At 72.5% G+C, this 25,028-nt stretch carries 20 protein-coding genes and 1 tRNA gene; 8 read left to right on the plus strand and 13 right to left on the minus strand.

All coding sequences use genetic code 11. The annotated features are described in order from the left end of the window. Positions 1–17: 17 nt before the first annotated feature. The 3 genes from D3272_RS17665 to D3272_RS17675 all read right to left on the minus strand — a co-directional run bounded on the left by D3272_RS17665 (position 18) and on the right by D3272_RS17675 (position 3,769). On the minus strand, positions 18–1,001 hold the full coding sequence (locus tag D3272_RS17665) for a type 2 periplasmic-binding domain-containing protein (RefSeq protein WP_129220534.1): 984 nt from the start codon (positions 999–1,001) through the stop codon (positions 18–20). Continuing rightward, the gene (locus D3272_RS17670) at positions 998–3,130 is read right to left on the minus strand and encodes a phospholipase C (protein WP_129220535.1); all 2,133 of its coding nucleotides are present in this window, start codon (positions 3,128–3,130) and stop codon (positions 998–1,000) included. The genes D3272_RS17665 and D3272_RS17670 overlap by 4 nt, the downstream gene beginning before the upstream one ends. Positions 3,131–3,217: 87 nt before the next feature. Further along, positions 3,218–3,769 carry a hypothetical protein gene (locus D3272_RS17675; RefSeq protein WP_129220536.1) on the minus strand — a complete coding sequence of 184 codons (552 nt, stop codon included), beginning with the start codon at positions 3,767–3,769 and terminating at the stop codon, positions 3,218–3,220. Between the two features lie 388 nt (positions 3,770–4,157). On the opposite strand from D3272_RS17675, the gene D3272_RS17680 reads away from it, so the two are divergent. The 4 genes from D3272_RS17680 (at position 4,158) to D3272_RS17695 (ending at position 9,013) form a co-directional block, all read left to right on the plus strand. Beyond that, positions 4,158–5,624, plus strand: a complete 1,467-nt coding sequence (locus D3272_RS17680) for a sensor histidine kinase (RefSeq protein ID WP_129220537.1) — start codon at positions 4,158–4,160, stop codon at positions 5,622–5,624. Continuing rightward, positions 5,609–6,964 (plus strand): sigma-54-dependent transcriptional regulator, encoded by a 1,356-nt coding sequence (locus D3272_RS17685; RefSeq protein ID WP_129220538.1) that lies wholly within the window; start codon positions 5,609–5,611, stop codon positions 6,962–6,964. The genes D3272_RS17680 and D3272_RS17685 overlap by 16 nt, the downstream gene beginning before the upstream one ends. Positions 6,965–7,061: 97 nt before the next feature. Further along, positions 7,062–7,724 carry a hypothetical protein gene (locus D3272_RS17690; RefSeq protein WP_129220539.1) on the plus strand — a complete coding sequence of 221 codons (663 nt, stop codon included), beginning with the start codon at positions 7,062–7,064 and terminating at the stop codon, positions 7,722–7,724. After that, positions 7,721–9,013, plus strand: a complete 1,293-nt coding sequence (locus D3272_RS17695; protein WP_245496645.1) for an MFS transporter — start codon at positions 7,721–7,723, stop codon at positions 9,011–9,013. Before D3272_RS17690 ends, D3272_RS17695 begins: the two co-directional genes overlap by 4 nt. A 45-nt stretch (positions 9,014–9,058) precedes the next feature. On the opposite strand, the gene D3272_RS17700 is transcribed toward D3272_RS17695, so the two are convergent. The 4 genes from D3272_RS17700 to D3272_RS17715 form a co-directional block, all read right to left on the minus strand. Then, the gene (locus tag D3272_RS17700) at positions 9,059–10,864 is read right to left on the minus strand and encodes an oligosaccharide flippase family protein (protein ID WP_129220540.1); all 1,806 of its coding nucleotides are present in this window, start codon (positions 10,862–10,864) and stop codon (positions 9,059–9,061) included. 207 nt (positions 10,865–11,071) lie between these two features. Further along, on the minus strand, positions 11,072–11,944 hold the full coding sequence (locus D3272_RS17705) for a glycoside hydrolase family 16 protein (protein ID WP_165361398.1): 873 nt from the start codon (positions 11,942–11,944) through the stop codon (positions 11,072–11,074). A 34-nt stretch (positions 11,945–11,978) separates the two neighbouring features. After that, positions 11,979–13,364 (minus strand): polysaccharide biosynthesis/export family protein, encoded by a 1,386-nt coding sequence (locus D3272_RS17710; RefSeq protein ID WP_129220542.1) that lies wholly within the window; start codon positions 13,362–13,364, stop codon positions 11,979–11,981. Between the two features lie 169 nt (positions 13,365–13,533). Continuing rightward, positions 13,534–14,577 carry a glycosyltransferase family 8 protein gene (locus tag D3272_RS17715; protein ID WP_165361399.1) on the minus strand — a complete coding sequence of 348 codons (1,044 nt, stop codon included), beginning with the start codon at positions 14,575–14,577 and terminating at the stop codon, positions 13,534–13,536. 247 nt (positions 14,578–14,824) lie between these two features. Here D3272_RS17715 and D3272_RS17720 point away from each other — a divergent pair, with 247 nt between their 5' ends. Then, a complete protein-coding gene (locus D3272_RS17720) occupies positions 14,825–15,877 on the plus strand; it encodes a hypothetical protein (RefSeq protein ID WP_129220544.1) in 1,053 nt (350 codons plus the stop codon). Between the two features lie 19 nt (positions 15,878–15,896). On the opposite strand, the gene D3272_RS17725 is transcribed toward D3272_RS17720, so the two are convergent. The 3 genes from D3272_RS17725 to purE all read right to left on the minus strand — a co-directional run bounded on the left by D3272_RS17725 (position 15,897) and on the right by purE (position 18,458). After that, positions 15,897–16,580, minus strand: coding sequence for a TetR/AcrR family transcriptional regulator (locus D3272_RS17725; RefSeq protein ID WP_129220545.1), 684 nt, complete (start codon positions 16,578–16,580; stop codon positions 15,897–15,899). 305 nt (positions 16,581–16,885) lie between these two features. Next, positions 16,886–17,989, minus strand: a complete 1,104-nt coding sequence (locus D3272_RS17730) for a 5-(carboxyamino)imidazole ribonucleotide synthase (RefSeq protein ID WP_245496646.1) — start codon at positions 17,987–17,989, stop codon at positions 16,886–16,888. Continuing rightward, the gene (gene purE, locus D3272_RS17735; RefSeq protein WP_245496658.1) at positions 17,982–18,458 is read right to left on the minus strand and encodes a 5-(carboxyamino)imidazole ribonucleotide mutase; all 477 of its coding nucleotides are present in this window, start codon (positions 18,456–18,458) and stop codon (positions 17,982–17,984) included. Before purE ends, D3272_RS17730 begins: the two co-directional genes overlap by 8 nt. 234 nt (positions 18,459–18,692) lie before the next feature. Between purE and D3272_RS17740 the strand changes: the two genes are divergently transcribed. Beyond that, positions 18,693–18,768, plus strand: a tRNA-Ile gene (locus tag D3272_RS17740). A gap of 200 nt (positions 18,769–18,968) precedes the next feature. Here the strand turns inward: D3272_RS17740 and D3272_RS17745 are convergent. From D3272_RS17745 to D3272_RS17755, 3 genes are all read right to left on the minus strand, one after another. After that, entirely contained in the window at positions 18,969–20,288 is a 1,320-nt protein-coding gene (locus D3272_RS17745) for an alpha/beta hydrolase family protein (RefSeq protein WP_165361400.1), read from the minus strand. A gap of 130 nt (positions 20,289–20,418) precedes the next feature. Then, positions 20,419–20,730 carry a putative quinol monooxygenase gene (locus D3272_RS17750; protein ID WP_129220548.1) on the minus strand — a complete coding sequence of 104 codons (312 nt, stop codon included), beginning with the start codon at positions 20,728–20,730 and terminating at the stop codon, positions 20,419–20,421. Continuing rightward, positions 20,723–22,414 carry an FAD-dependent monooxygenase gene (locus D3272_RS17755; protein ID WP_165361401.1) on the minus strand — a complete coding sequence of 564 codons (1,692 nt, stop codon included), beginning with the start codon at positions 22,412–22,414 and terminating at the stop codon, positions 20,723–20,725. The genes D3272_RS17750 and D3272_RS17755 overlap by 8 nt, the downstream gene beginning before the upstream one ends. Positions 22,415–22,515: 101 nt before the next feature. Here D3272_RS17755 and D3272_RS17760 point away from each other — a divergent pair, with 101 nt between their 5' ends. Further along, on the plus strand, positions 22,516–23,172 hold the full coding sequence (locus D3272_RS17760) for a TetR/AcrR family transcriptional regulator (protein ID WP_129220550.1): 657 nt from the start codon (positions 22,516–22,518) through the stop codon (positions 23,170–23,172). Positions 23,173–23,280: 108 nt separating this feature from the next. Next, complete coding sequence (locus D3272_RS17765) at positions 23,281–25,005, plus strand: HAD family hydrolase (RefSeq protein ID WP_129220551.1); 1,725 nt, start codon at positions 23,281–23,283, stop codon at positions 25,003–25,005. Positions 25,006–25,028: the final 23 nt, after the last annotated feature.

The raw sequence follows: 25,028 nt of genomic DNA on the forward strand, positions 1-25,028 counted from the left end.
CGGGCCGCGCCGCGCCGTCACGGCGAGGCCGGCACCACCATCGTCCCGGCGGGCCAGGGCTGGTTGGGCCCGGGCGGCAGCTTGAGGTCCGAGCCCGCGCCGAGGTTCTTCGCCCACAGCTCGGCATAGGTGCCGGTCGCCCCGACGGTTTCGGCATACCACCCCGGGCGGAAGCCCAGCGGCGTCGCGGCCTCGGCCAGCGGTGCCGCCCCGGCGCCCGTCCAGCCGGAGCGCGGGGCGGAGCCCAGCACCAGCGCCTGCAGCACCCAGGCCGTCATGGCGGACCAGCGCCCGTCCGCCGTGCCGGTCGCCAGGAACACGGGGTCGAGCGCCAGCGGGGCGTCGAGCAGGCGGCTCTTCAGGCCGTGGACACCCCCGTCCTGCCGCACCTCGGCGAGGAAGGTGGCGTCGCCCGCGACCGCGGTGCAGCGCCCGACGTTGTAGGCGTCGCGCAGCTCGACGTCCTCGCCGAAGCCGAGCCGCTTCACCGCCACGCCGTCGCGCTCCAGCGCGGCTTCGAGGGCCCGCTGCGCCCCGGTCCCGATCATGAAGCAGAGGCTCGCGCCCGAAAGGTCGTGCAGGGTCCGCACCGGGGACGCCTCCGGCACCATCACGGCTTCGGTCTCGATGAAGGCCGGGGCGCCGAGCACGATGCGGTCGGCGAGGTGTTGGGAGACGATGGTGCCGGCCGACAGGAACAGCACGTCGAAGGCGCCGGCACGGGCGGCCTCGAAATCCTTGGCGGCGTCCATCACGGTGAACCTCGCCTGCGCGCCCGGCCCCAGCGCCGCCACCGCCATGGCGCGGCAGAGGTCGACGGCGAGGCCGTGGGCGGGCCCGTCGCTGCCCTCCTCCACGGCGGCGACGCCCGGCCGTTCCTCGGCTCCGCAGGAGACGGCCCTGGCGGCCGCGATCCGGTCGATCACGGGACCCGCCCGGGCCGGCACCGCGGCGGCGCCCGCCAGCAGCAGCGCCGCGACGGCGAGCGCCCGCCCGCTCACCTGTTGTAGGCCGGGAACGTGATGGGCAACGTGTTGAAGCCCTCCGGCACCTTGGTGGCGATGCCCTGGCGCCGGTCCTCCGGCACCATGCCGATCGCCTGGCAGCCCTTGCCGTCGTAATGGGGCAGGTGGTTCACCACCGCATCCGGGATGGCGGCGTAGGAGGCCGGCAGCGGCGGCAGTTCGCCGGTGAGGCGCTTCGGCTCGAAGGCCGACAGCAGGTCGTCGGTCTCGGGCGTGTTAATGTCGCGCGGCCCGAGGTGGTGCTGCACGAAACCGTTCGGGCCGTTGAACCTGGCGTCCTCGCCGGCGATCAGCGCCTGGGCCTCGTCGGGCAGGCTGGCGAGGGGGGGCAGGTCGTAGATGGCGTTCAGCGTCTCGATCACGGCATTGTGGTCGCCCTCGGCATGCGACACCGCATGGGCGCGGGCATAGGGCGAGATCACGATCATGGGCACGCGGATGCCGCGCGCCAGCGGCAGCCCGTCCGGCCCGTAGGACAGGATGCGGGGCGCCACGTGGTCGAAGAAGCCGTCCGACTCGTCGTAGGTGATGACGATGGCCGATTGCGACCAGATCTTCGGGTCGGAGGCGACGGCGTTGATGACCCGCGCCGCCATGCCCTCGCTGAGCTGACGGTCCGAATAGCCCGGGTGGTCGTCGTCGCCGCCCTTGTTGGACGCGATGGTGGCGCGCTCCATGGCGGTGAGGCCGGCCGGGTTGGGGTAGTTCGGGTTCTGGATCGGCGGCGCGTCGCCGGCGATCGCCGAGAAGCCGCCGCGGATGTAGAAGACGCCGCCGTCGAGCGGCAGCTTGCCGCCCTTGACGTCGGAGAAGAAGTCTCCGAGCCCCTTCATGTTCTTGTTCATGTCGGGGTTGTTGGCGAGATAGCCGAAGTATTGCGGGCCCTGGTGGTGGCTCACGTAGCTGTCGTGGGTGGTGTCGCCCTGCGGGTCGGTCGGCTCGTGGTCGTAGCCTTCCTGGTACCAGCGCCACGACACGGGTGCGCCGCCGCGCGACGCGATGAAGGGGATGTCCTGCTTGACGTCGGGGAGGTCGAAATCCGGGTTGGCGTCGTTCGACGTCACCCGCACGGCGTTGCGGCCCGCCATGGTCAGCGGCACGGTGGCGTAGGTCTGGTTCACGGCGATGTTGCCGTTCTTGTAGCCGTCGCGCGGGCCGGCCGGCTGGCGCCCGGCCGCCGTCGTGTCGAACTGCGAGCCGTAGAAGGGCTGCGGATCGTTGACCAGCGGGGCGCCCTGCGTCTTGCCGCTGTTCTCGCCGTTGGTATAGGCCTTGCCCTCCGGCCCGTGCTTGACCCACTGCGTTTCGCCCGCCTGGCCGGCGATCATGGCGATGGCGTTGGGGGTCGAGGGCGTGTCCTCGGTGGCGAAGATGTTGTCGAAGATCGTGAAGCGGTTGGCGTAGTTCCAGAAGAACGGGATCGTGTCGCAGTCCATGTAGGACATCACGAGGTCGGCGTAGTCCTTCGCCATGCTGGCGCTCTTGGCGCCGCCCGAGGCGACGAAGCGGCCATATTCGGTGGCGGCGAAGCCGTCCATGCGGGCGATGCCGTCGGGGCCGACGTCGATCTTCTTGGCGAGGCCCTTGTGGCTGTGGTCGACGCTGTCCGTGAAGGTGGCGTTCTGCTCGGGCCCGATGCGGAAGGGCTGGGCGCTGCGCTCCGCGCCCTGCCAGTCCCGGTAATGCTGCATGAAGCCCGGCGTTCCCTCGGCGCCGCGGGGCTTCGTGCCGGTCGAGAAGAGACCGTCGACCCCCGGGAAGGAGCCGTATTCGTTGTCGAAGGAATGGTTCTCGTTGAACACGACGAAGACGTAGCGGACCTTCTTGCGCAGGGCCGCGATCGTCTCGTCGCGCGACAGGCTCGAGGCGGCCGGGTCGACCACATAGGGCTTCACGGCATCGGACGGGTCGGGCTGGAGGTGGACCAGCGCCGAAAGGCCGGCAGGGGGCGCGCTCGCCGGTGCCGCGGAGGTCGATGCCGGCGCGGCAGGGGCGGTCTGCGCGGCAGGGGCGGTCTGCGCGGCAGGGGCGGTCTGCGCGGCCCCGAGACCCGGCAGGGAGCCCACCACGGCGGCGGCCAGCACGCTCCGAACGACGATCCTCATCCCTGTCCCCTCCGATAGCCCGGCCGGGACCCTATCACGCCGGGGCGTGACGGGGTCGTGACGACGGCCCGGGGCGATCGGAAATCCTCAGCGGGACGCGGATGGCGCCGGCACGGCCGCCGGGGTCGCGGCGGCGGCGCAGCCCGGCTTGGCGGTGGCGATGTCGGTCTCGCCGCAGCGGTGCCGCGCCGTCGTCCGCAGGTCCGCCTTCGGGTCCACCTTGGGCAGGGCCAGGAAGGCCTTGAGCTCGGCCGCGGAGCGGCGGACGTCGGCGGCGAGCGGCCCGTCGTTGGGGTCGATGATGAAGGGCTGCCGCCAGGCATCGGCGCGCGACCCCGCCGGATGGAAGTCGAAGATCTGCTGCGGCGAGGGCGTGGCGGCCGTCGTCGGGGCGGCGTCGTCCTCCGCCAGGGCCGCCTCGGAGCGGCGCACCGTCTTGACGTCCGGGGATGATGCAGCGGCCCGGGCGGGCTTCGGCGGCGGCTCGGGCGCGGCGAGCGCCACCGGCCGGTCGTCGTGCAGCATGCAGGCGCCGAGCGCCAGCGCGAGGGACACGACCCCGAAGGCGCGGGCCGACGCGGCGCGGGACGGGGCGGTGGGCCAGCCCACCCGGCGCGCGGAAGCGGCGTTGTGCATCATCGGGGCTCCTGGGGGCAGTGCGTGGCCGCCGCGGCGGCGGGGACACGTTCGGGGCAGGTCGCCAGCCGGATCGGGGCCAGCGTCGCGGTCGGGATGCCGAAGGTCGCGGGGGCCGGCGCGGGAGAGCAGCCGCCGGTGGCCAACGCCAAAAGAGCGAGAAAGGGCAGGGGCAGGCGCAGCATGAACTCATTTTGCCCTGCCGGACGCCCGGCGTCCAGGGGCGACCCAAAGGCGACCCAAGGGCAGAGCAATGGCCGACCAAGGGCGACGAAGGGCGGCCTCGGCGCGGGTCCGGCCATGCGGCCCACCACCCCTTCTCCACCGTCGCGCCCTCCCCTACAAGGGGAAGCCGACGGTGGCGTCCTCCGTCGCCCAACCCGGATGAACCGTGCCGCGATCCCTTGTGGGGCGATTGATCGCCATCCTGGCGCTCCTCCTCGCCGCCGCGCTGGCGTCGGGCTTCGTCATGTTCTCGCTGTTCGAGCAGTCGACGGCCGCCAGGATCGGACAGGCCAGCGCGGTGGCGAGCCAGTCCTGCGGCGCCATCGCCCGTGCCTATCGCTTCTACACGGCGGATTGGCGGGGCGACGCGCCCGACCTGTCGGCGCCCGCCCTGCGGCGCGACCTCGCCGCCGTCGTGGTGACGGCGCTGAACGACAAGCGCGACGTCGAGGGCGGGCTGTGGCAGGCCGACGCCGGTTCCCTGGCCTATGCCTTCCCGAGCTACCAGGGTAGCGGCCCCAAGACCGACGTGCCCCAGGCGGAGCTGCCGCGGATCCGCGCCGCCGCCGCCGCCGCGCTGACCGACGACAGGCCGCAGCTCGCCCGGCTCGATGCCGCGTCGCAGACGCTGCTGATCGCGTCCTGCCCGCTGTCGGGCCCCATCCCCTCCCTCACGGCCTGGACCATGACGCGGGTGCACAGCTTCGCGGGCGAAACCTACGACCACCTGATGGCGGGCCTCGCCATCCTGTCGGCCGCCGTGATCGGCGCCTCGGGCCTGGCGTCCCTGCTGGTGCTGACCTGGAGGCGCCACGTCGGGCGCATCGAGGCCGCGTTCGCGGCGGCGGGCGGCGATGACCTGCCGCGCCTGCCGCCGACCGGCGAGCGCGAGCTCGACAGGATCGTGCTGGCCATGAACGACGCGGGGCGGCGGCTCGCCGCCTCGCACGACCGCACGCGGGAACTGTCCCGCCAGGTCGCCGAGGCGGAGCGGCTCGCCGCCATCGGCCGCGTCACGGCGGGCGTCGCCCACGAGATCCGCAACCCCATCGCGGCCATGCGGCTCAAGGCCGAGAGCGCGTTGCGGGGCGGCGACGAGCGCAAGGTGCAGGCCCTGGCGCTGGTGATCGCCCAGGTCGACAGGCTGGACGGGCTCGTGCGACGCCTGCTGACCGCGGCCGAGCGCGACCCGCCCCAACCCGTCGCGACGCCGCTCGCACCCTTCCTCGACGCCTGCGCGGACGCCCACGCCGAGGTGGCGCGCCAGCGCGGGCTGAGCCTCGCGGCGACGGCGCCGGGGGAATCGGCCTGGTTCGACCCGGCCCAGATGCGCCGCGCCCTCGACAACCTCGTCGCCAACGCGCTCGAGGCCGCCGGGGCCGGGACGGTGTCGCTGTCGGCCGCCAGGCTCGGGGACAGGCTGGTCTTCTCGGTGTCGGACGATGGCGGCGGGCCGCCCGAAGCCATCCGGGCGACGCTGTTCGAGCCCTTCGTGACGGGGCGGCCCGAAGGGGCCGGGCTCGGCCTGTCGATCGTGCGCGAGATCGCCCGCGCCCATGCCGGCAACGCCGACGTCGTGCGGGACGGCGGCATCACGACATTCCGGATCGAGATCCCATGGCGCATGTCCTGATCGTCGACGACGACACCGCCTTCCGCGAGGCCCTGGCTGAGGCGGTGTCGGATTTCGGCCACTCGGTGGAGGAAGCCGCCTCGGGGACGGCGGGCGACGCGGCCGTCGCGCGCGGTGGGGTCGACGCCGTGCTGCTCGACCTGCGCATGCCGGGGCTCGACGGCCTCGCGGTGCTGCGGCGCATCCGGGCCCGGCCGGACGCGCCGCCGGTCGCCATCCTCACCGCCCATGCCACGGCCGCCAACACCATCGAGGCCATGCGCCTCGGGGCGGCCGACCACCTGACCAAGCCGATCGACCACGCCGAGCTGCGCCGCGTGCTCGACGCCATGCTGGCGTCCCGCGCCGTGTCGGCGCCGGCGCCCGACCCCGGCACCGAGGGCTTCATCGGGTCCAGCGCCGCCATGCGGGCCGTGCAGAAGACCATCGGGCGCCTCGCCGACGGGGACGCCACCGTGCTGGTCACGGGGGAGACGGGCTCCGGCAAGGAGGTGGTGGCCCGGGCGCTGCACGATCACGGCCGCCGGGCCGGGGCCGCCTTCGTGGCGGTGAACTGCGCCGCCATCCCGCCCGACCTCCTCGAAAGCGAGCTCTTCGGCCACCTGCGCGGCGCCTTCACGGGCGCGGCGGCCGACCGGGCCGGCGCCTTCCGCGACGCGCATGGCGGCACGCTGTTCCTCGACGAGATCGGCGACATGGACGTCGCCATGCAGGCCAAGATCCTGCGCGTGCTGCAGGAGCGCGTCGTCACGCCGGTCGGCGGGCGGCCGGTCGCCGTCGACGTGCGGATCGTCGCCGCCACGCATCGCGTGCTCGCCGACCGGGTGCGGCAGGGGACCTTCCGCGAAGACCTGTTCTATCGCCTCAACGTCGTGCCGCTGCACCTGCCGCCCCTGCGCGAGCGCATCGCCGACATCGTGCCGCTGGCCGAGCACTTCCTGCGCCAGGCGGGCGGCCCCTGTCTCACCGCGGCGGGCGCGGCCGTCCTGGTCCGCCACCCGTGGCCCGGCAACGTGCGGGAACTGCGCAACGCCATGCAGCGCGTTTCGGCCCTGGTGCGCTCGCCGCGGGTCGGCGCCGACGACCTCGGCTTCCTCGAATCCCCGCCCGGCGATGCCGCCGCTGTCGACTGGCCCGACGAGGACCTCCCCGCCGCCGTGGCCAGGCTCGAGGAATTCCTCATCCGGCGGGCGCTGCGGCGCAGCGGCGGCAACCGGGCCGAGGCGGCCCGCACGCTGAAGATCCGCCGCCAGTTCCTCTACGCCAAGCTCGAGCGCTACGGCCTCGCGACGTCCGCCGAACGGACGGGCGACGTCCCCGAGGACGACACCGCGCCCTGACGTTCGGGGAAGGGCGCCGAGGGCCGGCGCGGCCCGGGCACTGGCACGCCGGATGCAGTCAGGAGGCGTCGGCCCGCGGGGCCGCGGCGAGTTCCCGATGCCCCCAGCCCTCTTCCTGTCCGCCGGACTGGCCGTGCTGCTCGGCTCGGCCGCGCCCCTCGCCGCCCGGGCCACCGACCTCGCGGGCCTTCCGGCTTACCGGGGACGCGTCGACCTGTTCACGCTGACGCCGCGGGGCGAGATCGACGGTCTGGTGCTGGCGGACGGCCTGGAGGTCAAGACGCCCCCGCACCTGTCCGACGCGGTCGCCGCCGCGGTGCGGCGCGGCGACACCGTCACGGTTCTGGGGCTCAAGGCCGCCGCGCTGCCGCTCGTGCAGGCCATGTCGATCTCCGACGAGGCGACGGGACTGACGGTGCGGGACGAGGGGCCCGGCTGGCCGGCGGCGGTGCGGCACGACGACGGCGCGGCCCCGCCGGAGCCCCGGCGGGGCCTGCGGGCCCGCATCCGGCTCGTCCTGCACGGCATGCGCGGCGAGGTGAACGGCGCCGTGCTCGACGACGGCACCGTCCTGCGCCTTCCGCCGCCCGACGCCGTGCGGCTCGGCGCCGTGCTGGCGCCCGGGCGCGTCGTGGTGGTGGACGGCCTGTCGCGGTCCTGGAGCCTCGGGACCGTGATCGAGATATCGGCGGTCGGCACCGCCGCCGATCGCATGACCCCGGTCGGACCGGCCGCAAACGGGATGGAGCAGCATCGATGACGGATCAGGGGCGGGCGACACGGCCTTCCGCTACGGGGGGTGGCGCCACGCGCGGTCTCCGGCCGCTGGAAAGCCTGAACTTCTTCATGGCCGACATGCAGGCCGGCATCGGCCCGTTCCTCGGGGTGTTCCTTCTGGCCCATGGCTGGGAAAGCGGGCTCATCGGCTCCGTCATGACCATCGGGGGCGTGGCCGGCATGCTGATGACGGTGCCGGCCGGCGCGCTGGTCGACGCCACGCGGCGCAAGCGCCTCTACGTCATCGTGCCGGGCATCTGCACGGTGCTGGCGTCGACCCTGATCCTGCTGTCCCAGCAGTTCTGGCTCATCGCGGCCTCGCAGGTGGCGACCGCCATCGCCGGGGCCGCCATCGGCCCGGCCGTCACCGGCATCACCCTCGGCATGGTGCGCCAGCGCGGGTTCAACCGCCAGAACGGGCGCAATCAGGCCTTCAACCACGCCGGCAACATGGTGGGGGCGGCCCTGTCGGGCTTCCTCGGCTGGCGGTTCGGCTTCACGGCGGTGTTCTGGCTCGCGGCGCTGTTCGGCGTGCTGGCGATCGCCTCCGTGCTGCTCATCCCGGGCGATGCCATCGACGACGAGGCGGCGCGCGGTCTCGCCAAAGGGGGGGCCGACGACGAAAAGGCGAGCGGCTTCCGCGTTCTGTTCCGCTCGAAGCCGCTGCTCATCCTGGCGGCGGCGCTCGCGTGCTTCCACCTCGGCAACGGCGCCATGCTGCCGCTCTACGGGCTGGCGGTGGTGGCCGCCAAGGCCGGCGATCCTTCGGCCTTCGTCGCCACCACCATCGTGGTGGCGCAGGCCGTGATGATCGTCGTGGCGCTGGTGGCCATGCGGGTCGCCGAGAACCGCGGTTTCTGGCTGATCCTGCTGATCTCCTTCCTGGCCCTGCCGGTCCGCGGCCTGCTCGCCGCCCACATGATCGACGCCTGGGGCGTCTATCCCGTCCAGGCGCTCGACGGCATCGGCGCCGGGCTGCAGAGCGTCGCCGTGCCGGCCCTGGTGGCCCGCATCCTCGACGGCACGGGCCGGGTCAACGTCGGCCAGGGTGCCGTCATGACGGTGCAGGGGCTGGGCGCCTCGCTCAGCCCCGCCATCGGGGGCTGGCTGGCGCAGGGGCTCGGCTACAGCACGGCCTTCACGATCCTGGGCAGCTTCGCGCTGGTCTCCATCGCGTTGTGGGTCGGCTTCGCCGGCTGGCTCAAGCCGGCCTGCGCGGGCGCCTCGGGCGGCGACCTGCCAGGGTCCGCCACGTCCGGCGCGCCTGCCTGAGAGTTTGCCGGGTCCCGGGGAAGCGCCGGGGGCCGCCCCCCGCCCTCAACGGCGCGAGAACACCACGCGCCGGATGGCGAAGGCGTCGGCGATGATCCGCCGCCCCTGCAGCATCATGAGCGCCGCCAGGAAGGTCACGCCCCCGAGGCCGACCGACGCGACCGTCCAGGCCAGGCCCTCGGGCCGCAGGCCGATCAGCGTGTGGCAGACCACGCCCGCCACCGTGCTGGCGGCGAGGCAGGGCAGGAGCGCGCTCAGGAGCGACCAGGGCCGGGTTCCCGTCACGGGACCGATGGCGGCGAACATGGCGGCCGCGTAGGCTGTGTTGGCGGCGCCGAGCCCCCAGGCGACGCCGAGCGGCCCGGCGAGGAAGCCGCCGACCGCCACCGCCACGATGCGCCCGGCGCTGAGGCCGCTGAGGGCCCAGAACAGCGAACCGCTCCGCCCGTTGGCCAGCAGGAGGGCGCCGCACTGCGCCGCCACAACGTTGAGGGCATAGAAGGGCACGACGATCTGGACGATTGCCGCCGCCGGGGCCCAGCGGCTCCCCAGCACGACGTCGAAGACCTGGGGGGCGGAGGCGGCGAGCAGCGCGGCGACCGGGAACAGCGCGGAGGCGAGCAGGCGCGACAGCGTCGCGTGCAGCGGCTCGATCGAGCGTGCGTCTTCGCGCAGCGCGTGGGAATACAGCGCCCCCCAGATCGGATTGCCGGCGGCCTCGCACAGGAAACGCGAGACCTGGTTGGCGAAGGTATAGGAGCCGAGGTTCGCGGCGCCGAACACCCGCCCGAACAGCAGGTTCTCGACCTGGCGCCCGAACAGTTCGGACAGGCGGCTGCCGATCAGCGAGCCGCCGGTCGCCGCATGGGGCTTCAGGGCCGCCAGGTGGAACTCGAAGGTGGGTCGCTCGAACGCCGCGGCGTTGAGAATGAGGCAGGTCACCGACCAGCCGAGGACGTATTGGAAGGCCAGTGCCCAGGCGCCGGCCCCGAGCAGCGCCAGGCCCACCGCCGCGCTGGCGCCGATCGTCGTCGAGACGAGGTCGGCCACCGAATGGACCACGAGGTTGCCGCGACGGACCAGGCGGGCGCTGGGCAGGGCGGTGAGGGCGAGGAGCGGGAAGCTCAGCGACAGCAGCGCCATGATCCCGGCCAGCCGGGGCTGGCCCGACACGTCGGCCAGGACGAAACCGCCTCCGATGGCCACGATGGCCATGAGCGTGCAGGACGCCAGCAGGGCCCAGAAGGCCGTCGACCACACGGCCGTCTCGGTCTCCTTCTCGCGCGCCAGCGAAGCCCCGAGACCGCCGTCGGCCAGCGTGGTGAAGAACGAGATGGTGGGTAGGGCCAGGGCGTAGAGGCCGAATTCCGCCGGGCCGAGCAGCCGCGCCATGACGGGCAGCAGCAGGAGCTGCAAGCCCACCTTGATGAGGTTGGCGGCGCCGCCGGCGGCGGCGTTGAAGGCGAAGCGGCGGCGCTCGTCCACGGGCGGCGGCGACGTCGCGGCCGTGGCGAGTCCGGCGTCGCTCTCCGGGGGCAGCAGGTCGGGAGGTGGCAGGAGTTCGGGAGGTGGCAGGAGTTCGGGAGGCGGCGAGTGCTCGGAAGGCGAGTGCTCGGGAGGCGGCGAGAGCCCGGCGTCGGCACCCTCGTCGGGCTGCCGCGCTTCGACCCGCGCGATGGCGGCATCCAGCGAGTCGAGTGCGGACGAGCTATCCCGCTCGTCGCCGCCGTTCTCTGCGACGGTGTTCAGCAGCGCGGCACGGGCCCGATCATAGGCGTCCTGCCGCGCCATGAGGTTCGGGTCGGGGAGGCCGGCCAGCATGCGGTCGAGGAGCGGCTCAAAGTCGGCCATCGGGCAGTCAACCCTTCCGAGGGAACGGGAGCAGGGCCGGCCTCGGCTCGACCGCTCGCGCGGTCTCCGCCCGAAGCCGCGGTCGGCTGATCTGGGACGGGCCCACCGGGTGCGTGGCCGCCCGAGGCACCGCCGCGGCGACCACGGCCGCGGCGACCGTGGTTGCAGAGACGCCGGGAGGCCGGCCCGCGCCCCGCGAAAGCCCGGTCACGGCGCCGTGGCTGTCTCGGGCAGGGCCTTGTCCCGGTAGACCCTGACATAGTCGACTGCCATGACGGCGGGGGACACGAGCTTGTCGATGGGCCAGCCCCCGCCGAGCGCGAGGTTCACCAGCATGTACATGGGTTGGCGATACTCGGGCGGCGTCGGCGTGTCCCAGATCTCCTCGCCGTTGAGGTAGAACCGCGTCCGCTGCGGATCGATCATCACGCCGAACCTGTTGAAGTGCGAGGTGAAGAAATTCGGCGAGATGTCGGTGATGTGGTCGAGTGCCAGGCGGTCCTTGCCGTGCTCCCAGATGTGCTCGACGCTGTGGAACCCCGTGGGAAAAGCGCCGTAATATTCGAAGACGTCGATCTCCGCCGAGGACGTTTCCTTCTGCGTGCCGATGAGCCAGAAGGCCGGCCAGACGCCGGGACCGTCGGGCAGTTTCGCCCGGATCTCGAAATAGCCGTAACGCTGGGCGAAGCCGTGCTGGCCGGGGCCATCCTTGTCCATCGAAGCGAGCAGCCCGGAATGCCATTTGCCCGCCGCATCCTTGTGCGCCGTGATGGTCAGCCCCTCGCGCGAGGCCGCGAAGGGTCCAAGCGGGCCGGGATCGTCGAAGGCGGCATCGCCGAAATCCCCGTTCCAGGGCGTGTGGGCGATCCAGCGGGTGTCGGGACCGTGGGCCGAAACGTCGAGGTATTTGAAGTCGTCCTCGAAGGTCAGCACGAAGTTGGACAGGTCGAGGGCCTTGGCCTTGGGCGCGGTCTCGGCCGCAGCCGGCGTCGCAAGGGAGAGGACGGCACAGGCGACGACGGTGAAGGCGGCGAGGGTCGGGCGGAGGGCCGCGGGACGGCGGGCGGCGGAGTGGAGCATCGGGGTCTCTCGCATCATGGCGCGACCGGGCCGCTCAACGCCGGCTCGGGACTGCGGAGGCCGCCGCCGTCTCGCGGCTCGGCAGCCCGGAGCCCGCATCCGCCGTCGCGCCGGCGGCGCCGCCGTCCGGGGCCGCCGAGGAGGTCGCCCGCCCCGCGGCACCGAGATCGTCCCGGGGCGGCAGCAGCACCCTCAGCACGTCGCCCGGGGCGACGAGGTCGGCCTCGGTGACGGTGCGGGTGTCGGACGCGTCGCCGGTGCGGTGCGTGAGGCGGAAGATGGGCTGGCGTTCGGCCGCGTCCCGCGCCACTGCCATGGGCGCCCGCACCTCGGACTGGTAGACGAGTTGCCGCGTCGTCTCGATCTTCTCGAAATCGGCGGCGAGCTTGGCCCGCACCTCGGTGGCCTCGGTCAGCGCCTCGTCGCGGCGCCGCGCCTTGAGGTCCAGCATGTCGCGGTCCGCCTTGGACAGGTCCTGCTGCGCCCGCAACGTCGCGAGCTGCACGTCGAGCCGGCTGCTCTCGTAGGAGGCGGTGCTCTGTTCTGCCGCGAGCTGGCGCGGCACCACGGCCATGCCCTTGGCGACGAGGTCGCTGACCTGAGCAAGCTCCTTTCGGGTCAGGTCGAGCTGGCGGCCGAGCGTGGCGTCCTTGGCCGCCAACGACGTCAGTTCCGAGGTCAGCAGGCCCTTGGCCTGCTTGATGGCGTCGAGCTGCGACTTCAGCGCATTGCGGCGCGCGTCGAACAGCAGCTGCTCCTCGCGAACGGCGCGGGCCATGTCGGGCTCGCCGGCCCGCGCCTTGATGTCGGGCGGCAGCGTGATCGTATCGGCATCGGCGATCTCGGCGTCGAGCCGCGCCTGACGGACCTGGAGGGCGACGCGGTCGGCCGCGAGGACGCGCAGATCGCCCCGCTGCGTGAGCGCGTCGCGCTCGTAGCCGATCAGGCTGTCGCCGCCGGCCCGCAGCAGGCCGCCCGCCGTTCCGACGGCCTGCAGCACCGACAGGCCGGGGCGGTAGTCGTACTCGCCCGGCTTGTCCACCGCGCCGATGATGTAGAAGGGCCGGTACTTGATGACCTGGACCGAGGCGTCCGGCCGTTGCGCCAGGCCGATCTTGGCCTGGAGCCGCGCCGAGATGGCATCGGCCAGGTCGGCCGGGGTTCCGTTGGAGGCCGGGACCTGGCCGAGCAGAGGCAGCGACACGGCCCCGGTGGCGTCGACCAGGAACTCGCCGTTGAGCGCCGCCCACTGATGCGCCTCGCCCGACCCGGTCCGCAGGTCGTAGACGCGGATGTCGAGCTTGTCCTGGGGGCCGAGCCTGTAGCCGTCCGACGCGCCGGCGGCGGTGGCGACCCGCGGCACGACGGCGATCAGGGCGGCGATGACGAGGGCCGCAGGGCGGCGAAGGGGACGGGTCATCGGAAGGCCTTTCGGATGGCGGGACGAGGCGGGCTGCGGAAAAAGCCCGCGGCCGAGGTCGGTTCTTGTCGGGACTGTCGCTGTTCTTGGCGTTTCGGGTCGCCCCGCCGTGGCGGGGTCGCCCTCGTCGCCGCGGGGCCCGTGAGGGTCCCGCGCCGGTCCTCGTGCGTCACACGACGGCGGCAGCTTCCATGGCGGCGATGCGGTGACGCACCGCCGGAGCGCCCCACTGCCGCGCTTCTACCAGGCGCTTGAACCGCTGCTGCGCGGCATATTTGAACCCGTGCAGGCGCCCGAGGCTCGGCATGGAACGGCCGAGGTCGGGATTGTCGTTCAGGAAAGCGACGTAGGGCTGGTGCCATTCCCGCCCCCAGGGCGCGAAGGCACCGTGCCATGGGCGGGGGTTCGACATGAAGTGGTAGACCCGCGGCGCGATGGCGACCTCGGCCCCGAAATTCAGGAAGAAGGGCGGGAAGTTCCAGCGGAACGACATCGGCCGATGGCGCTCCCCCACCACGATGTTCAGCGCGTCCTGGTCGCGGAACGTGAAGGTGCTGCCATGCTTCAGGCAGAGGGCCAGGCATTCGCGGCTGAGCGCCTCCCAGTCGTCACGGCGGAAGCGCAGCACGCCGGAGTTGAAGTACTGCGTCCGCCTTGCCGCCGGCATCCCGAGCCGATCGAAATAGGCACGGCGGGCCGGCCAGGGGCCCCGCGGGCTATCGATCATCACCGCCATGGGGTCGGGCGCGGCCAGGATCTCGCCGGGCGCGACGGCGTGGGCGACCAGAGGCTCCAGAGAGCCCGCCACCTGCGTGTCGCCGTCGAGATACACGATCTCGCGGTAGCGCGGGTCCAGCAGGTCGCACAGGAAGAAGCGCGCGCAGATCATGGGGGCTCCCACGAGCAGGCTGACCGGCGCCAGGATGAAGCGGATCCCTTCGCGCGCACAGAACCCCTGGGCCGCGGCCGTGAGCGGCGTCGCGGCGCCGAAACAAACCACGACGACATCGGCCAGGGCACGCGGCAGGTTCCGCCGAAGCTGGGATGCGCTGAGCAGGGTGGGCAGAAGGTAGCCCTCGTTGACCGTATAACAGCAGGCCCGCGACGGGCCGCCGCCGGTCTCGGGACCGCTGTCGGGTCCCGCTTCCGCGCCGCGTGCAGGCCCCGGTGCGCCGGCGGCTCCGGTCGGGTTCGACGACGACGGGGTCGACACAGTCAATGGAAGATCCGAGCCTCGATTCAAGATGCTAGAGGTATATTGGTCTGGAGGGCCGAATGTCCAAATTATTTAGAAAGGCAATTCGAACATCGTTACATGTGTTGGTGTTTAAACAATGCCACTGTGCAACTCTGTGCCGGTCCGCTGCGGAGCATGCCATTCTGGGCCGTGCGGATCTCTCCGCATCGATGCACCAGAGGATTGGGGCGGCTCCGGTAGCCGTCCGCTTGTGGAGAGGGCATTGGCTCAAGACCTCATCTCGACGCTTCTGGTCCTCGATCGACCGGAGGACGCCTCGGCCTTCCCCCAGGTCGGGCTCGATTCGTCCCAGCGAGCCTTCCAGGACGTCTACTGGCGTTGCGTCGCCTGCTTCTTCGCCACCTCGGCGCGACAGAACCCGGGCTGCCGTCACGCTTTCTTCACCAACGCCGAGGCGCTGCCGGTGGTGGACGGGCTCGACATCAAGGAGCTGCTGCGCCGGCTCGGCGTGGAGGTCGTGGCCCTGCCCATCACCCACCGGCTCGGCCGCGACAAGGTCACGTCCTGGAACAACGTCTTCTACATCCTCGACGTCATCGCCCATCTCGACCGCGAGGGCGGCTTCGCGCGGGCCGTGGTGATGGACTCCGATTGCGTCTGGGTGCGCCCGGCCGACGGCCTCATGGCCGACGTGGGGCGCCACCGCGCCCTGTCGATGTCGATCCCCTACGCCTATGACGAGAAGCTCAACAACGCGTCGCGCCGCGACATGGTGCGGGCCGCCCAGCAGCTCGCCGGTCACCAGTTCGATTTCATCCCGAACTTCTCCGGAGGCGAGATCTTCGCGGCGACGCGGGCCGGCCTGTCCGAAATCCAGGCCTTGGTCTCGACGCTGTGGACGCGCCTGCTGGCGAGCACGCCCGGGGAGGTCCACGTCTATACCGAGGAGCACCTGCTGAGCATCGCCTACGAGATGCTGAACCTGCCGACCGGGACGGCGGACCCGCATGTCCGCCGCCTGTGGACGGCGCTGCGGCTGAACAACGTGACGGTCGAGGACATCGACAGCGGGCGCTGCGCCTGGCATCTGCCGATGGAGAAGAAGACCGGCTTCGCCGACCTGTTCAAGGCCGTGAAGGACCGCGACTCCTGGCTCTGGACCGCCCCGCCCGACGAGATCCGCCTGCGGGTGGCGCGCGTCATGGGCATGCCCAAGCGCACGCCGCGGCAATGGGCCCTGCAGGTCGAGGCCCGGCTGCGCTTCTACGCCGGCAAGCGACTGTCGAACCTGAAGGGCGCCCTGTCGACCAGCTGACGCCGCCCCGCCGCCCCCCTCAGGCGAGGGCGGATAGCACGGGCGCGCGGTGATCGACGCCGCCCATCTCGGCCATGCTCCCCGTCGCGGCGCCGTTGAGGAACAGGTCGCAGACCTTCGCGGCCTGGGCGCGCAGGACGGCATCCCGCTCGGGCGCATCGCCGAGCCCGGCGAGGCTCGGCTGCTGTGCCACGTATTTGCACAGGCCCCACAGCGAGGCCTGGATGAAGGCCGGGCTGTCGCCCCGCATCAGCCCATCCCGCAACAGCCCGTCGAAGAAGGCCATCATCTCCCCGTAGACCTCCTGCAGGTGGCGCATGTCGTCCTGCCGCGCCATGCGGGCACTGTTCTCGAGGTAGAAGTCGAGGAGGTAGCCGTGCTGGAAGTTGAAGTCGATGAACAGGTAGGTGAGCGCCAGCACCTTGCGGTGCGGCGAGCCCTCGTCGCCCAGGATGGCCCTGACCTCGGCCGTGTAGGATTCGATCACGGGCTTGGCCGCCGCCGCCAGCAGGTCCCACTTGTCCGGGTAGTAATAGCTCACCAGCGCCGGTGTGACGCCGGCCGCCAGCGCGATCTCGCGCCGCTGCAGGTCGATCTTCGGCTTGGCCTTCAAGGCCTCGCGGGTCCGTTCCAGGAGGCGGATGCGGCCGACCTCGCCATCGCCCCGGGCCGGACGGCCCTGGCTCCGCATTTCCATCGGCATCGGTCCACCTCAGGTCATCGGGGTCAACTGCCGTAACGTCGGATAAATTGCCGAGCGCTTCAATAAATTTTGTTATTAAAATTTGATGACCCGGACATTTTATTGCCACTTCGGGTAATTGGCGACCGGACTGAGCTGTGTCGTTGTTGCGGGCGTCACTGTCACGTCGGGGTGAAATTTAGCCGAAGACGCACCGCTTTTCTACAGAAGGTGGTGGTCGCCGCGCGGCCGACGGGCGGGTCGAGATGCCGTGGTGCCGGGAAGAAAAAAAGCCCGGCCGCGGCGCCAGGCTGCGGCCCGGCCCCTCAGGAGCCGCGGCGAGGCTCGGGCGTGACGCGGGTGACGTGGCCCATCTTGCGACCGGGACGCGGCGCCGTCTTGCCGTAGAGGTGGAGGCTCGCGCCCGGTTCGGCCAGGATGCTGCGCCAGGCCTGCACGTCCTCGCCGATGAGGTTCTGCATGGTGATGGCGCCCCAGCGCTGGGTCGAGCCGAGCGGCCAGCCGCAGACGGCGCGGACGTGCTGCTCGAACTGGGACGTGGCGGCGCCGCCGAGCGTCCAATGGCCGGAATTGTGCACCCGCGGCGCGATCTCGTTGATGACGAGCCGCTCGGGGCCTCCCGCCCGGCCCGGCACGACGAACATCTCGACCGTCAGCACGCCGACGTAGTCGAGCGCGTCGGCGATGCGCCGCGCCATCTCGGCCGCCAAGCGCTCCGTCTCGGGGGCGACCTGCGCCGGCAGGGTCGTGGTGGCCAGGATGCCGGCGGCGTGGCTGTTCTCGTTGAGCTCGTAGGCGCGAAAGCCCCCGTCGACGCCGCGGGCCACGATCATGGACACTTCGCGGGTGAACGGCACGACGCCTTCGAGGATCGACTTCTGGCCCAGCGAGCGGAACACGACGGCGAGATCGGAGCCTTCGCGCACCATGGCCTGGCCCTTGCCGTCGTAGCCGAAGCGGCGGGTCTTGAGGATGGAGGGGCGGCCGAGCTGGGCCACGGCGCGCGCCAGGGCGCCGGGATCGTCGACCGCCACGAAGGGCGCCGTCTCGAGCCCGAGGCCGCGGAGGAACTGCTTCTCGACGAGGCGGTCCTGCGACGTCTTCAGCGCGTCCCCGTTGGGGCGCACGGGCGCGTGGCGGGACAGGATGAGCGCGGTCTCGGCCGGGACGTTCTCGAACTCGTAGGTGACGACCGCGACGGTGCGGGCGAAGCGGGCGAGGGCGGCCTCGTCGCGGTAGTCCGCCACCGTATGGGCGTCGGCGACCGCGAAGGCGGGGCTGTCGGCGTCGGGCGCGAAGACATGCGACCTCAGCCCGAGGCTGGCGGCCGCCATGGCGATCATGCGGCCGAGCTGGCCTCCGCCCAGGATGCCGAGCGTGTCGCCGGGCGAGACGGCGGGCTCAGCCACCTTGGGCCTCGGGGTCCCGCGGGCGGTGGGCGACGGCCTCGGTCTGGCGGGCCCGGTGGGCATCGAGGCGACCCGCGAGGTCGGGATCGGCGAGCGCCAGAACGGCGGCGGCGAGCAGGGCGGCGTTGACGGCGCCGGCGCGGCCGATGGCCAGCGTGCCGACCGGCACGCCGGCCGGCATCTGGACGATGGAATAGAGGCTGTCGAGGCCGCTGAGCGCGTGGGTTTCGACCGGCACGCCGAAGACCGGCAGCGACGTCATGCTGGCCGCCATGCCGGGCAGGTGGGCGGCCCCGCCCGCGCCCGCGATGATCACCTTGTGCCCGGCGCCCCGGGCGCCCTTGGCGAAGGCGACGAGGCGGTCGGGCGTGCGGTGCGCCGAGACGATGAGGACGACATGGGGCACGGCGAGCGCGTCGAGCGTCTCGGCGGCGTGCCGCATCGTCGCCCAATCGGACTGGCTTCCCATGATGATGGCCACGGGTGCGCCCTCGACAGCCGTCTCAGTCTCCACCGTTCCCCCTCGCCCCCGCGCGGCCGCGATCCAAGCTCGGCAATCTAGGCACATCGCGCCGCGCACGGAAGGGGGCACGGCCGCGTTCTCCCGCCCCGTCCTCGCCCGAACGCCCCCCGGCACCGTTGCGCGTCGCCCCGGATGCGATATGCTCGCCCGGCTTCCCGCGGCCTGCTCCCGGCCGCCCCGGGGCCGTTAGCTCAATGGTTAGAGCCGGCCGCTCATAACGGTCTGGTTGCAGGTTCGAGTCCTGCACGGCCCACCAATGATTTCAGGGGCTTCGCTCTATTCTTCCAAAGTCGCCTGCTTGCACGGCAACGATAACGGGATCGATTGGGCGGACGCCAGCCCTGTCCCCGCCGCGCCGCCCTGATCGCGGCTTTCTCATCGACCGTGGGCGGATCGGCGAAGACAGCCATGCCGGAGATGTTGCCGGCCGAGCCGCGCAGCTTGCAGCGGCCCGGGTCAGGACAGGCCGACGGGCCCGTCGTCGGACCAGAGCTGGTCGACGCCGAGCGGTGCGCCATACTGCAGCGTCCGGGTTCCGCCCCAGGGCTCGGCATGGAGGCGGCCGGTGCGGTCCACGACATTGTAGGTGCTGTCGAGCGGCTGGCCGGCGGCGCGGTCGGCGAGCCAGTCGGCGATGAGGAGGAAGAACGGCGTGCCGAGCTGCGAGGAGCGCGAGCCGCCCATGCCGTGCTCCTCGCCGGCGTAGAGGACCAGGGTCTTGGGACCCGTCACGGCATTCAGGTGCGCGATCGTGAAGCCGAGGTCGGACAGCGAATCGTCCTCGCCCGCCATCACGAAATACGGCATGGCGAGCTTGGCGCTGAGCGGCCGCACGTCCATCGCCGGCATCAGCGCTTCGAGCGCGGCCTCGTCCGCCGCGCCTGTCATGAACATCATGCGCTGGCGGAACGAAGGGGACGCCATCTCGAGCAGCGGCCAGTTGCCCGGGTGGAAGCAGGTGTACATGACGGCACAGGCGGCGAAGCGCGGCTCGTGGGCCGCCATCACGGTCGCCCAATAGGAGCCGAAGGACAGGCCCCAGGCCATGATGCGGGCCGCATCGACCTCCGGGCGGGCGGCGGCGACGTCGAAGGCCGCGGGGCCGAGCTCGCCGTAGGTGGCGGGGTCGAAGGCGATGCCGCGGGCCAGCGCCGTGCCCTGGCCCGGCCCGTCGATCACCAGGCAGGCGAAGCCGCGCCGCAGGAAGCGGTCGGCCGAAGCGAAGATCGCCAGTTCCTTGAAGGCGTCCATGCCCTCGATCATCACCAGGCAGGGCAGTTCGCCCCCGGCATAGCCGGGCGGCAGATGGAGATGCGCCGCCAGCGTCCGGCCCCGGAACGGCACCTCGACCGCGTCGATCCTGTGGTCGGCCCGCTCGGCATAGGCGGCGTAGCACTCGGCCTTCTTGCGCTCGAGCGCCTGCAGCAGGTCCGTGTCGGCGAAGATGGGCCATTGCGCGCCGCCGTACATGACGGCGGCGGCGAAGAAGCCGTCGCCGGCCGTCACCGCGTGGCCCTGGGCCAGGGCGGCACGGGCCTGCAGTTCGAAGCGGCGGGCGAGCCCGGCGAAGGTGGGCGCGATGTCGTCCCAGCGCTTGATCTGCCCCTGCAGGCCCATCACGGCGCCCTGGAAGTCGGGGCTCATGGGGGCGGCGAGGTAGTGCAGGCGCGACTGGTCGAACTCCGGGCCGACCAGCCTGACGACGGCGTCGAGGAGCCAGCGCTGGTCGCGGAAGCGGCCGACGCGCCGCTGGAGGTCGTAGGGGACACTGGGCATGGATCGGACTCCGATGGGTGCGGGACGCCTCAGGCTCCGGGTGACGCGGTGTCGGGTCCCCGGGGGGCGGGCAGCGCGACGAGGCGGCGGGCGGCGTCGCCGTCCCGGGTCATAGGGGCACGCGGCCCGATCACGGCCGCGGCGCTGCGGCCTTGGTCGCCACGACGGTCGCCTGGACGATGGCGGGCTGCGCCGTGAAGAGGGCCGCGGCGCGGCCCCGCACCGCATCGGCGGTCGGCCCGCGCACATGCGCCTCGAAGGCGGCGTCGTCGGCGAAGACCGCGAAGGTGGCGTAGCGGCCGGGGCCGGTCTCCAGGGCGTAGAACGCCGTCGTGCCGGGCTCCCCCGCGATGCCGTCGCGGCAGGCCTGCAGGAAGGCGGCGACCTCCGCCTCGCGGCCCGGCAGGGCGTCGAAGGTCGACCAGGCGATGCGCTCAGCCATGGGCCCGTCCCTCCGCCCGGAAGCGTTCGAGGGCCCGGGCGCAGGCCGCGACGTCGATCCCCTCCGCGCGCCACGCCACGTAGCCGTCCGGCCGGACGAGGTAGGTCGCCTGGGCGTCCCGCGCCTTCACGCCGTAGGCGTCGAACACCGCGGCGCTGGTCGCCGTCTCGACGCGCGGGTCGCGCCCGACCGCGAGCCGCGTGACGAGATGCGCGGCGACGCTCGGCGCGGCGAGCCCGGCGAGGGCATCGGCGAGGCGATGCGCCTCGTCGCGTTCCAGCGGCCGGCGCGACAGGGCCAGCACGGTGAATCGATAGCCCGCCAGAAGGTCGAACACGTCCCGGCGATGCGAGATGGCGGCGTTGGGCGCCCGCCGGCCCACCTCGGGCCCGGCGTCGCCGAGCCCCGGCGCGGCATCGGCGAGGAAGCGGCTCGGCCCGTAGGCGATCTCGAGCTGCGACAGCTTGCGGAAGGCCCGGTGCTGCACGGCGTCCAGCCGCGACACCGCGGCCGTCACGGGCCGGGCGATCCAGTCGCGCAGCGACGCCTCCCATCCGGTCTGGCCGGCCACGGCCGAGAACATCCGGTCGGACGTGTCCACCACCTGCTGGCCCACCGGCCGCCGTTCGCCGTCGTAGGTGTCGAGCAGGTCGTCGGGGGCGCCCGCCAGGACCGTGGCCAGCTTCCAGGCGAGGTTGGCGGCGTCCTGCAGCCCCGTGTTCATCCCTTGGCCGCCCGCCGGCGAGTGGATGTGGGCCGCGTCGCCCGCCACGAAGACCCGGCCGTCGCGGTAGCGCTCGACGCCGCGGTGCGAGACCCGGTAGCGGGTGGCCCAGACCGGGTCGCTGAGGCGCAGCTCGAGCCCGGTCGCCTCCCGGTACACGGGCTCGAGCTCGGCGAGGTCGAGCCGGGTTGCCTCGGCCCCGCCGCGGTCGGCCGTGTTGGAATGATCCGTCGCCATGACGCGCGAGCGCCCCGCGCCGTCGAGCGGCAGGAACAGCGCGATGGTGTCGCCATGCATGAAGACGCGGAAGCGCGCGTGGTCCAGCGGCCACTCCACGCGGCAGTCGGCCAGCATGAAGGTTTGCGGGTATTTGGCCCCCTCGAAGGCCAGGCCGAGGGCCTTGCGCACCGCGCTGTGGGCGCCGTCCGCCCCGATCACGTAGGCGCTGCGGATCGTCGCCTCGCGCCCGTCCGCGCCGGTGGCGCGCGTGGCGACGCCATCGGCGTCCTGCGTCAGGCCCGTGACGCGCGTCCCGCGCTCGACCGACACGCCGAGGCGCGACAGGTCGTCGATCAGCACGGCCTCGGTCTTCGACTGCGGGTGCAGGGTGATGAACGGGTAGGGCGTGTCGGGCGAACCGGCGCGGTCGTAGTCGAGCCCGCCGACGCGGGTCCCGCGGACGTGGAAGTCGATGCCGGGGTTGACGACGCCGCCGTCGAGGAAGCGCTCGGCGAGGCCGAGCTGGCCGAACAGCTCCATGGACCGGGCCATGACGGCGAAGGCCCGCGATTCGCGCGAGGCTTCGGCCCGGTCGTCGACGATGCGCACCGCGACGCCGTTCCGCGCCAGGAGGTCGGCGGCCAGGAGGCCGGTGGGGCCGGCCCCCACGACGAGCACGTCGCAACCGGGTGCGGGAGATGCGGGAGGGGCGGCAGAGGCGGGAGGGGCGGCGTCGGGCATGGCTGGCCTCCGTAAAACTGACCTGCAAGTCATATATCGTGCGGAAGGGCGCCGTCAACCCGCCATGACAGTTCGGGTCGGCTGTGCGAAGAGCGGGCCCCATGACCGACGCACCTCCGCCCGCCGGGCCCGGCCGACGCCGCCGGGGCCCCAGTCCCGCCAAGACGGCGGCGACCCGCCGGGCCCTCGTCGAGGCGGGGCTCGCCCTCTTCCTCGACACCGGCTACGGGGCGACGCGGATGAGCGACGTCGCGCTGCGGGCCGGGCTCGGCAAGGGCACGATCTACCTTCACTTTTCCGACAAGGCCGCGCTGTTCGACGCCGTGGTCAGGGAGGTGGCGCTGCGCACGCGGGCGCAGCGGGCGCTGCCCCGTCCGAGGCCGAACGAGCCGACGCGGGACTTCCTGCGGCGCGTGGTGCCGCCCCTGCTGGGCCTGTTCCGGGACAGCGGGCTGTCGCGCGTGATCCTGCTCGTCGCCTCCGAAGGCGCCCGGCTGCCGGAAGTGGCCGACGTCTACCGGCAGGTGATCATCGACCCCGTGCTGCGCATCGTGGTCCTCTACGCGGGCCGGGCGGAACGCCGGGGCGAGTTGCGGGCCGGCCCTCTGTCCCGCCACCCCCTCATCATGGTGGCGCCCGTGGTGGTGACGACCCTGTACAACACCCTGTTCGCCGGTGCCGCGCCCGTCGACGTCCTGGCGACGTTCGACGACTTCCTCGACCTGCTGTTCGCCGCGGGGGCGAAGAGCCCGGCCTGACCGGCCCGCATCGCGGATGCGGGACAGCGTTGCGCGCCGCGTCACGCCAGCTTCACGAGGCGCGCCTACTGAAAGCACAGTCCGAGCCTTCCACTGCGGGAGCAAGGCATGCATTACTTCAAAGCGCTGGCCACCGACTACGACGGCACCGTGGCGCATGACGGCGTCGTGGACGACGCGACGATCGCGGCGTTGGAGCGGCTGAAGCACGCCGGCCGCAAGCTCGTCATGGTCACGGGGCGCGAATTGCCGGACCTGCTGCGCGTCTGCCCCCGCCTCGACCTGTTCGATCGCGTGGTGGCGGAGAACGGTGCGCTGCTGTACACGCCCGCCACCAGGGAGGAACGCCCGCTCGGGCCGCCCCCGCCCGACGCCTTCGTGGCCGCCCTCCGGGCGCAGGGCATGGCGCCGCTGTCGGTCGGCCGCGTCATCGTGGCGACCTGGGAGCCCAACGAGACGGCCGTCCTGAAGGCCATCCGCGACCTCGGCCTCGACCTGCAGATCATCTTCAACAAGGGTGCCGTGATGGTACTGCCGAACGGCATCAACAAGGCTTCGGGCCTCGGGGCCGCCTTGGAGGACCTCGGCCTGTCGGCCCACAACGTCGTGGCGACGGGGGACGCCGAGAACGACCTCGCCTTCATGCGCACCTGCGGCTGCGCGGTGGCGGTCGGCAACGCCCTGCCGGCCGTCAAGGAAGCCGCCGACATCGTCACGCAGGCGCCGCGCGGCGCGGGGGTCGCGGAAGCGATCGCGACCTGGCTCGACGACGAGCCGCGGCTCGTCGAGGCCGCGGTCCTGCGCCACTCGGTCGTGGTCGGCACCCGTCTCGAGGACCGCGCCGCGGTCAGGCTGCGGCCCGACCGCGGCAGCGTGCTCATCACCGGCACGTCGGGCGGCGGAAAGACGACGCTGGCGACCGCCATCCTGGAGCGCCTGGCCGCCGCGGATTTCCAGCTCTGCCTGTTCGACCCCGAGGGCGACTACGGGGCCTTCGACGCCGTGACGTTCGGGGATGCCGACACCCCTGTCTCGCCGGAAGCGGCGCTCGATGCCGTGCGCAAGCTCGGCACCAACGTCACGCTGAACCTGCTCGGGTCGAGCGTCGAGGACCGACCCGACATGCTGGCGAGCCTGTTCCCGGCGGTGCTCGACATCCGGGCCAAATACGGCAGGCCGCACTGGATCCTGGTCGACGAAGCCCACCACATGCTGCCGCGCGGACGCGATGCCGGGGACGGCATCAACCTCGACGCCCAGGTGCCGACGATCTTCATCACCGTCCACCCGGACACGCTGGCCACCGGGGCGCTGGCCAGCATCGGCACCGTGCTGCTGATCGGCCGCGACAGCCTCGACCTCATCGCGGTGCTGAGCCGCACCCTCGACCGGCCCTGCCCGCCGCTGCCCGAGCGGGGCCCGGAGGTGGGCGAGGCCGTGTGGTGGGACTGCCGCGGCGCGGAAGCGCCCGCCCTGATCGCGGTCGGCAAGCCCAAGGGCGACGTCAAACGCCACACCCGCAAATATGCCGAGGGGACCCTGGGGGAGGACCGCAGCTTCTTCTTCCGCGGGCCGGAGGCGGCCCTGAAGATCCGGGCCCAGAACCTCAGCATGTTCCTGCAGGTGGGGGACGGCGTCGATCCCGATACCTACCTGTTCCACCTCCGCAACGGCGACTTCGAGCGCTGGATGCGCACGTCGATCAAGGACGACGGCCTCGCCGACGAGGTGGCGACCGTCGCCGCCAACGACGGGCTGCCGCTCGGCGAAACCCGCGCCCTCGTGCGCTCGGCCGTCGAGACGCGCTATACGGCGCCCGCCACGGCCCCGTGAGGCCGATGCGGACGGGCCGGTGC

Origin of the sequence: Lichenibacterium ramalinae (assembly GCF_004137085.1) — a bacterium.
Lineage (GTDB): Bacteria > Pseudomonadota > Alphaproteobacteria > Rhizobiales > Beijerinckiaceae > Lichenihabitans > Lichenihabitans ramalinae.